Source organism: Tritonibacter horizontis (genome assembly GCF_001518015.1).
In the GTDB taxonomy this organism is placed as follows: domain Bacteria; phylum Pseudomonadota; class Alphaproteobacteria; order Rhodobacterales; family Rhodobacteraceae; genus Epibacterium; species Epibacterium horizontis.
Genome location: NZ_LPUY01000037.1, coordinates 1 through 11185 on the forward strand (window position 1 = coordinate 1; position 11185 = coordinate 11185).

Sequence of the window (11185 nt, forward strand, 5' to 3'; positions counted from 1 at the left end):
GCCCTGCCCAATCCCCCGGCCCAACGCATCGCGCTGGCGCGGGATGCGGCGTTTTCCTTTACCTATCCGCACCTTCTGGAAGGCTGGCGGGCAGCGGGGGCAGAGATCCTGCCGTTTTCGCCCCTGAACGACGAGGCCCCGGCGGCGGATGCCGATCTGGTCTGGTTGCCCGGCGGCTATCCCGAACTCCACGGTGGCAGCCTTGCGGCGGCGTCCAACTGGCGGGCGGGCATGGCAAAACATGCCGCGACCAAGCCCGTGCACGGGGAGTGCGGTGGCTACATGGCGCTGGGAGAGGCCCTGATTGACAAGGAAGGCATCCGCCACCAGATGGCGGGGCTGCTTGGTCTGGTCACCTCCTACGAGAAGCGTAAATTCCACCTCGGGTATCGGCGCGCAGAGCTGCAAGCGGCGATGCCGGGCTTCGAGCGGGGCGCGGCCTTGCGCGGACACGAATTCCACTACTCGACCATTCTGGACGAGCCGGACGCGCCGCTGGCCCGCGTGATGGACGCCGATGGCAATCCGGTGCCCGAAACCGGATCAGTCAAGGGCCATGTAACCGGCACCTTCTTCCACCTCATCACGGGAGAGCGCGCATGAGCGGCTTTGTCAGTTTTGTTTCCTCTGGCCCCGGTGACCCGGAGCTGCTGACGGTCAAGGCGGTCAAACGGCTGGAAGCGGCGGATGCGGTGTTGTTCGACGACCTGTCCTCCGGGCCGATCCTGTCCCATGCCCGTGCGGATGCGGATCTGGTCGGCGTCGGCAAGCGCGCAGGCCGCCCCTCGCCCAAACAGGACCATGTCAGCCAGCTGCTGGTGGAGTATGCCCAGTCCGGCGCCCATGTGGTGCGCCTGAAATCCGGCGACTCCGGCGTGTTTGGGCGGCTCGAAGAAGAGCTGCTTGCCCTGCGCAAGGCCGGCATCGGATACGAGATCATCCCCGGCGTCACCGCAGCCTCGGCCGCCGCCGCCGTGGCTGGCATCCCCCTGACCCGGCGGCTGACAGCGCGCCGGTTGCAGTTCATCACCGGCCATGACGTGACCGGCGGCCTGCCCGACCACATGAACCTTGCGGCGCTGGCCGACGCCGAGGCCACCACGGTGGTCTACATGGGCAAACGCACCTTTGCCGCGTTGCTGCCGCTTCTGGTGCAGGCCGGGCTGCCCGCGCAGACCCCGGCGCTGGTGGCGCTTGGGGTTAGCACCGCGGCGCAGGAGCTGCACCGGGGCACGGTCGAAGCGCTGCCGGATCTGCTGGCCGGGATCGACAGCGCCGCGCCGGTGCTGATCCTTTATGGTCCGCTCGCCGACGCAGACGAAGCACAAACCGCGCCGAAGTCGGAATAAGCGCCGCACAAGACGTATTCAAACTTGACCCGCACCCGGTGCCGGAGTCACACAGGGCAATGTATCTGGTGTCCATGGCGTGCTTGAGCACCCAGGGCTGAAACGGGAATGAGGAAGGGCGGACCCAATCGCGGCGCCCTGGCCTCAACCGCCCCCGCGACTGTGAGCGGCGAGCGACCTTTCAACACCCCACTGAGCGTTCCCGATGGGACCGGCGCTTGGGAAGGGGAAAGGTCCGCATCGACCCGCGAGTCAGGAGACCGGCCAGATGCGAGCAACGATCAAACCGTCGGGTGAGACGGAGAGGAGACAGACTATGCATATCGAACCAGGTATCGTTGATGGCGCAAAGATCGCGCTGTCCTATGCCACCGCCGCCGGTGCGCTTGGCTATGCGGCCAAGGAAACCTTTGCCGATCTGAAGGCCACCAATATCGCATCCTACGCCCTGCGCGCCGCCATCGCGACCCTGGGTGTCTTTGTATTTTTCGAGGTCCTGCCGCATTTCCCGGTCGGCGTCTCCGAAGTTCACTTCATCCTTGGCTCGACCCTGTTCCTGATCCTTGGCGCCGCGCCTGCGGCCTTTGGTCTGGCAGCCGGGCTGCTGATTCAGGGGACCTTCTTTGCGCCCATCGATCTGCCGCAGTATTTCATCAACCTGACCACCCTACTGGTGCCGCTCTTTGCCATGCAGGCGCTGGCGCTCAAGCTGATCGCGCCCGGCACCGCCTATGTTGACCTCAGCTACGGTCAGGCCCTGGCGCTGTCGACGGTCTATCAGGGCGGCGTGGTGGCCTGGGTTGCCTTCTGGGCCTTTTACGGTCAGGGCATCGGCGCCGAAACACTGGCCTCTGTCGCCACCTTTGGGGCGGCCTATATGCTGGTTGTCGCTGTCGAGCCGCTCGCCGATCTGGCCATTCTGGCCGGCGCCAAGGGTCTGCGGTCGCTGGAACGCTCCGGCCTGGTGACGCCGCGCCTTTACGCGGCGGCCTGATCCGCCGGCAGGGCACCTTTGCCCGCGCCGCTGAAACGAACTGGATACGGTCCCGTCTCGCGGGGCCGTGTTTTCATTTAAGACCAGGAAAGATCCGCGATGATCCATCTCAGCCTGATCGGCATCGGCACCGGCAATCCGAAGCATCTGACCCTGGAAGCGGTCGAGGCGATCCGAACCCAGGACCTGATCCTGATCCCCAACAAAGGGGCGGGCAAGGATGACCTGGCCGGCCTCAGACGGCAGATCTGCGCAAATCTGCTGGTCGATACGCCGCACGCGCCCCGCATTGTCGAGTTCGACCTGCCCGTGCGGGACCCCGCGACAGCGGACTATCGCCGCCGGGTGGACGATTGGCACGACGCCATCGCCGAGATCTGGCAGGCCGCGATCACCGCGCATCTGCCGACAGGCGGGCGCGTAGGCTTTCTGGTCTGGGGCGATCCCTCGCTCTATGACAGCACCATGCGCATCGCGCAGCGGCTGCGGCCCCGGTTGGCGATGGAGCTGCAGGTGATCCCGGGCATCACCTCAATCCAGGCGCTGACGGCGGCCCATGGCGTGCCGTTGAACCGGATTGGCGCGCCGGTGCAGATCACCACCGGTCGCCAGTTGCGGGACAAGGGCTGGCCCGAGGGCTGCGAAACGCTGGTGGTGATGCTGGACGGAGACTGTGCCTTCCAGACCCTGCCTGACCCTGCAGCGCTGACGATCCACTGGTCGGCCTATGCGGGCATGGCGAACGAGATCAATATTTCAGGCCCTGTGCCGGAGGTCAGCGCCCAGATCCTCGAAACCCGGGCGCAGGCCCGCGCGGCCCATGGCTGGATCATGGATATCTACCTTCTGAACCGCACATCACCCGCCTGAGATCGCCCCATGATCGCCGTCCCGCACGGCGGCGCTCCCCCCGGCGGAAGGTCGCATAAACGCGACCACCGCCCGTTGGGCATGGCACCGTCCCTGCGGGACGGTGCCGCAGCCTGTCCGCAGGACAGGCTGCCCCGCCCAACCCCAATCGGGGGCTTGCGTCAGCAAGGGTCCGTGCGGGGGCAGGAGCCGCCCCTGAGGCCAAACGCGAACCAAACGCTGGTCGATCCGCGGACCAAACGCCGACCGCACGCGGCGGTCCGAAGGTGCCGCCGCCCCGAGTTTCAGGCCGGATCCGGCTGACCGGGCGAGGTCAGGCCACTGTCGCTGTCACTGCCACTCCCACTGCCATCGTCACTGCGACCACTGCCAAGACCCGTTCCGGCGGGCAGGCCATAGACCGCAAGCGCCCGGTTGCCGAACCGCTTGTCCTCCGTCACCTCGCGGCCGAACCAGTCGGGCGGCTCGAAACGCTCCGCCGCCGCCTCGTCGGCGAACTCGACCTCGACCATTTCCAGCGGAGCCAGGCCCGCTTCGAACACATCCAGTTCGAACGCCAGCCGCGCCTCGGGATCGCCGTCGCATCCGGGCAGCAACTGCCCTGTCCAGCGGGTCTTTTCCACCCGACGGCCGGCGGTGGCGGGCCAGAACGTCTCAAACTGGGCCTGCGTGATCTCGGCTTCGCGTTCCTCGCGCACCCGGCCTTCGCCGCCCTTCTGGGTCAGGAAATACCGCGTGCCCTTCTGCCGCAAGCGCAGCTCGGTGCTGTCCGACAGCACCGTCAGATAGCCCTGCCGCACCGCTTCGGCCTGCGCTGCCGACAAATCCGGGCGACGGGCCAGTAGATATTTTCGCTCGATCTCTTTCATCGCGTCTCTCCCGTGACACCCGCCGTGCCTGCGCCCTGCTAACGCCGGGCGTTCACCGCCTTGAACAGCTCCAGATATGCCCGCCCCGCCGGGCGGCTTTCGGCATAGCGCAGGGCCGGTTCGCGGTGCACCCCCATCTTTTCCACATCGGTGGAAAATGGCACCTCACAGCCCAGAAACAGATTTTTATGGGACTTGCGCATGCGCGCCATGGTTTCACAGTGCAGGGTCTTGCGCCCCTGCACCATCGAAAAGAACGGCGCGAGTTTGCCCGTCTTCAGCCCGCGCGCCCTGAAAAAGGCGACCAGCTGGTCAAACGTGCGTTCCGAAAGGGTTGTCGGGATCACCGGGACCACCACGTGATCCGCCGCCTTGAAGACCGCTTCGGACAGCGCGGAGATATTGGGCGGACAATCCAGCACGATCACATCATATTCGCGCTTCACGCTTTTCAGCGCCTTTTTCAGCCGCGACCGGCTGTTTTTCATCCGCGACAGGAACACGTCAAAATCCCGAAAGGTCAGGTTCGCGGGCAGGATGTCGAGGTTGTCATAGTCACTGGCCCGGATGGCGCGGGTGAACCGGGCGACATCCTCGAAGAACTGCGCCTCTTGCAGCTTTGCAGAGGGTTTGACCCGGAAATAAAACCCCGAGGCCCCCTGCGGGTCGAGATCACACAGCAAGGTGCGTGCGCCGTTCTTGGCAAAGGCATAGGCGAGGTTGACAGCGGTGGCGGTTTTGCCGACGCCGCCCTTGTTGCTGTAACAGGCGATGATCTTCATGCCTGCGCTCCTTTTGCCTGGCAGATCGCATGGATATGCGCGCGGGTCCCGGCGCTGTTGAAACGGGTAAAGTTTTCCATCACGCGGGCCCGTTCGTCGCGTTGACGCTGGTCGAGGATGGCAATCAGCGCGCCGATGCTCTGGGCCGCCTCGATCCCCCTGGCGCCGCGGAGGGCGGGCGATTGGGCGACAAACGCCAACAAGGTCTCCTGCTGGACGGAATAGTCGTTGAACGCGCCGAGATTGTCCTGCAGCACCTTCATCCGCTTGATCACGCGTTTCGCGCTCTTGCCTGCAAACAAGGGGGCGAAGAATTCGACCAGATAGCGGAATTTCTTGCAGGCGATGCGCAGCGCGTGGACCTCTGCATCGGGGGTGGTCTCGTCGATGCCCGACGCAATCTTGCAGATCCGGCGGTAGCGTTTCCAGATCAGCTTGCGGGCATAGGCCGCCGCCGGTTGCGCCCCGGCCTCGCCCCGCACAAAACCTCCGGGGTGGTCGAACTGGGCCGCCAGGGCGGTGATCTGGTCCTGATAGGCCCGGCTTTTCAGATGTTTGGCAAGCCCGGCATGGGCGCTGTCGCGTTCGGCGGCAAAGGTTTCGAACATGAGCCGCAGACCGGGATGCAGCGACGATGGCAGAAGTGCGAAATAATCGTCCTGCTCCATCAAGTAGACATCAAGGTCGCGCAGCCGCCCGGTGGGCGCCATGAGATCGGCAAAAGCCGCTTTCATCTCGGCGGTCTGGACAATGCCGAAGACATCTTTGAACAGGCTCAGAACGGAGCGCACCTTGCGCAGGGCCACGCGGTAATCATGCAGGAATTCACTGTCGAGATCGGCGATCACCCCGGCTTCGTTCTCGCGGGCGACGCGGATATAGTTGGCAATGGTCTGCACAGCGACATCAAAGGCGGTCTCCGCCTGGCGAAAATCTGTTTGGGGCTTGGATACATAGGGTGCCACCTCCGGCGCCAGCGCCGCAAAGATACGCGCGGCCGAGCCCCGCGTTGCCCCCGCCCCGCGCAGGGCGGCGCGAACCCGCTGCGGGGCGCGTGTGTAGCCGCGCAGCGGCGACAGGGTGACAAGGCTGAGACGGCCCTTCGTCCCGTCGCCGTCAAAGGTGACACATTCCACCCGGAGCTGGGTTTTGGTTTCGTCATCGACCACCCGCAGCGCCACTTTTTGCAGGCTGCCTGTCGCAAAGATCAGGAAACAGCGCAGCGGAAACATCTTGTGCGTCAGGGCCCGCACCGGCCCCTCTGGGAGATCCGCGGGAAAGGTCCCCTGAGGCGCCGCGGGCTGGACCCGGGGGGCGTCGCTGTCGCTCAGCAGCAAAAGCGCACCGTCATAGTCCAGCAGCACCCGGCCCGAGGTGCGCAGCGACTGGTCCTGACAATCAAGCAGCCGATAGCGCAGCCAAGCGCTGCTGTGGTCCTGCACCAGACGCAGCCCTTCAAGCGCGGCATCCACCTCCGGCCAGTCTATCGGCCCCTCCAGAAGGAAACTGTTGTGCAGATCGTCAGACATTTGGCTATTTCTTTGTTTTCTTGAGGTAATCTTGGATCAGACGTTCGATCAGGCGCTGGATGCTGGTGTCTTCTTCGATGGCGCGGATCTTGAGCGCCTTGAGCGTTTTGTTGTCCAGCCGCAGCGAGGTGTTCTTGCGCGGCGACTTGTCGGATTTGCTGTCTGTGGCTTTGGCTTTGGGCATCTTGGGAACCTTCGAAGAAGTGACGTCATGATGGCACTTTTTGCCGGCGACTGTCAAATTACCGTTACAAAATGGCGCAAGGCGTGCGACTGAAATCGAAAGGCGCAGCCTCTTTCGGCGTATTCTCGCAATATGGGGGGTGCGGCAGCGATGCGATCCAACGGAAAACCCCGCGCCGGGGACGGCGCGGGGCAAATGCGGGGCTGGTTCGGGGCACATGGGCCGCCGCAGGCTGGTGCCTCAGGTGACGCGTCCGCGCACCTGATACTTGGCGTCTTTCCAGCATGCGCTGGACATCACCTCCTGCAGGATCTCGGCCGCCCGGATCACATCCTGCTGGTCGATGTAGAGCGGCGTGAAGCCGAACCGCAGGATGTTCGGCGCCCGAAAGTCCCCTATAGCCCCGCGATCAATCAGCGCCTGCATCACCGGGTAACCCTCGGCAAAGGCGAATGAAACCTGTGATCCGCGCTGTTCGGCGTCGCGCGGGGAGGCCAGCGTCAGCTCCGGGCAGCGGCGTTCGACCTCGGCGATGAAGGTCTCGCACAGGGCCATGGAGGCGGCGCGCAGTTGCGCCATGTCCACGTCATCCCAGATGTCCAGGGCCGCGTCGAGGATCGACAGCTGCACAATCGGCGGCGTGCCGACGCGCAGGCGTTCGGTGGTCATCGCGGGGCGGTACCCCGGCTCCATTGCGAAAGGCGCCTCATGTCCCAACCAACCCGACAGCGCCGGTTCCACCTGCTGCAGGATGTCGGGGCGGGCGTAGATAAAGGCCGGCGCGCCCGGCCCGCCGTTGAGATATTTGTAGGAACAGCCCACCGCGAATTCCGCATTGGCGGCAGTCAGATCGACCGGCAGCGCCCCCGCGCTATGGGCCAGATCCCAGAGCATGACCGCCCCCGCCTGATGCGCCGCCGCCGTCAGTGCCCGCATGTCATGACGGCGACCGGAGCGGTAATCCACCTCGGTCAGCATCACCACGGCGACCTCCTCGGTGATGGCACCTGCGACCTCTTCCGGGGCAACGGTGCGCAGCTCGTAGTCCTTGCCGATCGTGGAAATCAGCCCCTGAGCCATATAAAGATCAGACGGGAAATTGCCGTTGTCAGACAGGATCACCCGCCGTTCCGGGCGCATCTTCAACGCTGCCGCGAGGGCCTGATAGACCTTGATCGAGAGCGTGTCACCGGTGGCCACACTGCCCGGCGCGGCGCCGATCAGAGTGGCAATCCGGTCGCCGACCTTCTGCGGCAAGGCCATCCAATCCGCCGTGTTCCAGGCGCGGATCAGCTCCTTGCCCCATTCCTCGGTCAGCACCTTTGTGGCCCGTTCAACTGCGCCTTTTGGCAGCGGGCCAAGCGAGTTACCGTCGAGATAGATCATCCCCTCGGGAATGTCGAAGAGGTGTTTCTTGGGCAGGTCGGTCATGTCAGAGGTCGCCTCGCAGGGTCCAGAGTTCGGGAAACAGCTCCACGCTGAGCATCCGGCGCAGATAATCGACGCCAGCGGTGCCGCCGGTGCCGCGTTTGAAACCGATGACGCGTTCGACCGTGGTCACGTGGTTAAAGCGCCAGCGGCGAAAGTAATCTTCGAGATCGACGAGTTTTTCCGCCAGTTCGTAGAGCGTCCAATGGGTATCGGTATCGGCATAGACCTGCAACCAGCGGGCCTGAATGTCGGGGTTGAGCGCATGGGGTGCGGTCAGATCGGGCGGCGGCAGGTGATCCGTATGGCCGTCCAGGGCCTGGAACAGGTAGCGGTTCACCTCGTCATAAAAACTGGGCTGCGCCAGTTCCGCGCGCAGCAAGGCGTGCTGTTCCGGCACATGTTCATGCGGGCGCAGCATGTTCGGATTGCGGTTGCCGAGGATGAATTCGATCATCCGGTACTGGTGCGACTGAAAACCCGATGACGGCCCCAGCGCGGCGCGAAACCGGGTGTAATCTGCCGGGGTCATGGTCCGCAGCACATCCCAGGCGCTGTTGAGCTGCTCGAAAATCCGGCTGACGCGGGCGAGCATCTTGAACATTGCCGGCGTCTGCCCGGCACAGAGGGCAGAGCGGGCCGCCTGCAATTCGTGCAACGCCAGTTTCATCCACAATTCGCTGGTCTGGTGCTGGATGATGAACAGCATTTCATCATGCGCATCGCTGAGCGGGTGCTGTTGGGCCAGCACGCCGTCCAGATGCAGGTAGTCGCCATAGGACATGGCATCGGCAAACCCCATCCGCGCACCCTCCGCGCCTGGGTCATAGGGGGGCTTTGTCATCGCAACATGTCCTTTCCGCGCCGGTCCCGCCTGTCTGGTCTCGCGCCTGTTTCACGCCAGATGCACGCGGCCTCGACAACGGGTCATTCCGGGCAACGGTATTGTGCTGTGCCGGGGCACGCAAGCCAAAAGCTTCAAGCTTAAAATATGCCGAAAGGGCCACCTGTCCTGCCCCGCGCCGGAGGCGGCGTGACGGCGCGGCGATGGATTCGCCCCCCGGCTGGACGGCCCTGCCCGGCGGGGTTTTCGCCGCCCTGACCGGACGCCTGCGCGCCGCGCGGCCCACAGGGGGAAGCAAGCCCCAAAACGCCTTAAAATCCGGTAATTTTAACTAACCTCTCGTTAAGAACAGCAGCTCATTTAGTACCATATTTTCAAAGAGATCCCGACGAATGCGGCAATAAATTGGCTAGATTGCCACATTTGCCCCAATCCGGACGCTTTTTCTCCCTGATTGCCCCGCAGCCTTTTTGAACGCGTCGCTCCGTGTCGGGGCGTGCCCCTCGCAGTGACCCGTGATCGACCGGAGGATTGAGAATGTTGCCACAGCCCGCGCCTTCCCTGCCCGCCTCCGATGCGGCCTTGTCCGGCGGTGCGCGGCTGTTGCAAGGGCAATACCAGATCGAACAGCCGCTGATCGCCGGCGGGTTCGGCATAACCTATCTTGCCCGCGACAGCCTGGACCGCCGTGTGGTGATCAAGGAATGTTTCCCAGCCGAGGTCTGCGAACGCGACGGGACCCAGGTCCGCCCGCGCGGTCCGGCGCAGCTGCGCATCTACAAGACGGTTCTGCGCAATTTCCTGCGCGAAGCGCATCTGCTGGCGCGGGCGGTGCACCCCAATATCGTCCCCGTCCATCAGGTGTTCCGCGAGAATGGCACCGGCTATATCGCGATGGATTTTGTCGATGGGCTGGATCTGCTGGCTTTGCAAGAAACCCAAGGCCACCGGCTGACGGCCGAGATGCGGCAGGCCTGTCTGACGCAGGCCCTGGGCGCGCTGGCTGCGCTGCACGATCAGGGGATCCTGCATCGCGACATTTCGCCCGACAATCTGATCTGGACCCGCGACAACCGGTTGATGCTGATTGATTTCGGGGCCGCCTGCACGGTCTGCCCCGAAGAGCAGGCCGCGTCCGAGGGGGCGATGGCGGTCAAGGACGGTTACTCCCCGCATGAGCTTTATGAACGGGGCGCGATCGCGCGCCCATCGTCCGACCTATATGCCCTGGGCGCCACCATGGTGTTCCTGTTGACCGGCGAAGCGCCCGCCGCCGGTCCCGACCGTCTGGCAGCGGTTGCGCGGGGCGATATGGATCCGTTGATGCATCTCCTCCCCGACAATCGCCCGGATGCAGCGCTCTGGCACAGCGTGGCAAAGGCCCTGTCGGTGCTGCCCGGCGCGCGCTATCAAAGCGCTGCGGACTGGCTGGCGGATCTGCGCGCCACAGGCACGGTGGCCAGCGCCCCGCCTGCGCCCGTCGCTGAGACTAAGGCCGAGCCTGGGCCCCTGCAGGACACGCCCGTCGTGCCGGAGGCCCAAGCGTCAACGCCCCAGGCGCCGGAGAGGCAGCCGCCGGAGGAGCAGCCGCCCGCGGCAAGCGCTGACGCGGCCCCCCCTCTGGACCTGCGCATTGCCGCCTTGGTGGCCGAGACCAACGACACCATCACGGCGGGCCTGCCCCGCACCTTGCGGCCCGAACCGGACAGCTCCCCCGCACCAACCCAATCGCCGGGCAACGGCCAGTTTGTCGATATCTTCGGCCAGCCGGTGAGCGATCTTCAAGCCTGGCTGGCAGATCAGGACAGCCCCCGCGCCCGAGGTCCCCGCAAACCTGCGGAGGGCAGCGCGACCGGCAACAATCGCAACGCGCCTGCCGCCTCCGCCCCTCGGCAAGAGCAGGACACCCCGGCCAAACGCGGTCTCGGCCGGTTGTTCGCCCCCCGCTCCGCCGCCCCCAAGACGGCCACCACGCCCTAAGTTTCAAGAGGATCGAACATGAAATTCATCAAGGATATCATCGGCGAACAACGTGGCCGTCATCGACCGGCCGCCGTGCCGCCCGAGGACACGCACGACCGCGCGGATCCTGCGTTGGAGGCCGCGCCCGCCCCGTTGCAACTGGACGTAACGACGCGGATCAGCGCGCCGGTGCCCGATCCGGAGCGGGACCGGCTGGACGCAGTCAGCCGCCTTCTGCGCGACACCGACGACGCACCGGCACAGACGCTCTCACCGCCTGCCCCTGACGCGACCAGCGCCACAGAGGGCGGGCCGGGCGACGACGCCGAATTTGACCGCATCCTGGCCCGGACCTTTCGCGACGATGCGCAACC

General features: G+C 65.0%; 11 protein-coding genes, 1 pseudogene and 1 riboswitch. Of the genes and pseudogenes, 6 read left to right on the top strand and 6 right to left on the bottom strand.

Annotated features, from left to right (window positions below; translation table 11 throughout):
* The 4 genes and pseudogenes from TRIHO_RS05555 to cobF all read left to right on the top strand — a co-directional run.
* Nucleotides 1-603 (top strand): annotated as a pseudogene (locus TRIHO_RS05555) (cobyrinate a,c-diamide synthase); the annotation flags it as partial.
* Nucleotides 600-1349, top strand: a complete 750-nt coding sequence (gene cobA / locus TRIHO_RS05560; protein ID WP_068241088.1) for a uroporphyrinogen-III C-methyltransferase — start codon at nucleotides 600-602, stop codon at nucleotides 1347-1349. The pseudogene TRIHO_RS05555 and the gene cobA, both read left to right, overlap by 4 nt.
* A 49-nt stretch (nucleotides 1350-1398) precedes the next feature.
* A riboswitch (cobalamin riboswitch) is annotated at nucleotides 1399-1632 on the top strand.
* Nucleotides 1633-1665: 33 nt separating this feature from the next.
* Nucleotides 1666-2343 (top strand): energy-coupling factor ABC transporter permease, encoded by a 678-nt coding sequence (locus TRIHO_RS05565; protein ID WP_068241090.1) that lies wholly within the window; start codon nucleotides 1666-1668, stop codon nucleotides 2341-2343.
* A 99-nt stretch (nucleotides 2344-2442) separates the two neighbouring features.
* Nucleotides 2443-3213 (top strand): precorrin-6A synthase (deacetylating), encoded by a 771-nt coding sequence (gene cobF / locus TRIHO_RS05570; protein WP_068241092.1) that lies wholly within the window; start codon nucleotides 2443-2445, stop codon nucleotides 3211-3213.
* 284 nt (nucleotides 3214-3497) lie between these two features.
* Here the strand turns inward: cobF and TRIHO_RS05575 are convergent, their stop codons facing one another.
* The 6 genes from TRIHO_RS05575 to TRIHO_RS05600 all read right to left on the bottom strand — a co-directional run bounded on the left by TRIHO_RS05575 (nucleotide 3498) and on the right by TRIHO_RS05600 (nucleotide 8849).
* Nucleotides 3498-4082, bottom strand: a complete 585-nt coding sequence (locus tag TRIHO_RS05575; protein ID WP_207498636.1) for a CYTH domain-containing protein — start codon at nucleotides 4080-4082, stop codon at nucleotides 3498-3500.
* A gap of 38 nt (nucleotides 4083-4120) precedes the next feature.
* Complete coding sequence (locus TRIHO_RS05580) at nucleotides 4121-4864, bottom strand: ParA family protein (protein ID WP_068241094.1); 744 nt, start codon at nucleotides 4862-4864, stop codon at nucleotides 4121-4123.
* Complete coding sequence (locus TRIHO_RS05585) at nucleotides 4861-6393, bottom strand: CHAD domain-containing protein (RefSeq protein ID WP_068241096.1); 1533 nt, start codon at nucleotides 6391-6393, stop codon at nucleotides 4861-4863. Before TRIHO_RS05585 ends, TRIHO_RS05580 begins: the two co-directional genes overlap by 4 nt.
* Nucleotides 6394-6397: 4 nt before the next feature.
* Nucleotides 6398-6577, bottom strand: a complete 180-nt coding sequence (locus TRIHO_RS05590) for a hypothetical protein (RefSeq protein WP_068241098.1) — start codon at nucleotides 6575-6577, stop codon at nucleotides 6398-6400.
* A gap of 240 nt (nucleotides 6578-6817) precedes the next feature.
* A complete protein-coding gene (gene kynU, locus TRIHO_RS05595; RefSeq protein WP_068241100.1) occupies nucleotides 6818-8008 on the bottom strand; it encodes a kynureninase in 1191 nt (396 codons plus the stop codon).
* Between the two features lies 1 nt (nucleotide 8009).
* On the bottom strand, nucleotides 8010-8849 hold the full coding sequence (locus TRIHO_RS05600) for a tryptophan 2,3-dioxygenase (RefSeq protein WP_068241102.1): 840 nt from the start codon (nucleotides 8847-8849) through the stop codon (nucleotides 8010-8012).
* A 537-nt stretch (nucleotides 8850-9386) separates the two neighbouring features.
* On the opposite strand from TRIHO_RS05600, the gene TRIHO_RS05605 reads away from it, so the two are divergent.
* Both TRIHO_RS05605 and TRIHO_RS05610 read left to right on the top strand, forming a co-directional pair.
* Complete coding sequence (locus TRIHO_RS05605) at nucleotides 9387-10829, top strand: serine/threonine protein kinase (RefSeq protein WP_068241104.1); 1443 nt, start codon at nucleotides 9387-9389, stop codon at nucleotides 10827-10829.
* Nucleotides 10830-10847: 18 nt separating this feature from the next.
* The coding region (locus tag TRIHO_RS05610; protein ID WP_131811178.1) for a hypothetical protein at nucleotides 10848-11185 on the top strand (338 nt) is incomplete at its 3' end.

Bases quoted from the DNA above. Each gene is read 5' to 3' on its own strand.
- cobA (WP_068241088.1), top strand. From the start codon at position 600: ATGAGCGGCTTTGTCAGTTTTGTTTCCTCTGGCCCCGGTGACCCGGAG.
- TRIHO_RS05580 (WP_068241094.1), bottom strand. From the start codon at position 4,864: ATGAAGATCATCGCCTGTTACAGCAACAAGGGCGGCGTCGGCAAAACC.
- TRIHO_RS05605 (WP_068241104.1), top strand. From the start codon at position 9,387: ATGTTGCCACAGCCCGCGCCTTCCCTGCCCGCCTCCGATGCGGCCTTG.
- TRIHO_RS05565 (WP_068241090.1), top strand. From the start codon at position 1,666: ATGCATATCGAACCAGGTATCGTTGATGGCGCAAAGATCGCGCTGTCC.
- TRIHO_RS05575 (WP_207498636.1), bottom strand. From the start codon at position 4,082: ATGAAAGAGATCGAGCGAAAATATCTACTGGCCCGTCGCCCGGATTTG.
- TRIHO_RS05590 (WP_068241098.1), bottom strand. From the start codon at position 6,577: ATGCCCAAAGCCAAAGCCACAGACAGCAAATCCGACAAGTCGCCGCGC.
- TRIHO_RS05585 (WP_068241096.1), bottom strand. From the start codon at position 6,393: ATGTCTGACGATCTGCACAACAGTTTCCTTCTGGAGGGGCCGATAGAC.
- cobF (WP_068241092.1), top strand. From the start codon at position 2,443: ATGATCCATCTCAGCCTGATCGGCATCGGCACCGGCAATCCGAAGCAT.
- TRIHO_RS05600 (WP_068241102.1), bottom strand. From the start codon at position 8,849: ATGACAAAGCCCCCCTATGACCCAGGCGCGGAGGGTGCGCGGATGGGG.
- kynU (WP_068241100.1), bottom strand. From the start codon at position 8,008: ATGACCGACCTGCCCAAGAAACACCTCTTCGACATTCCCGAGGGGATG.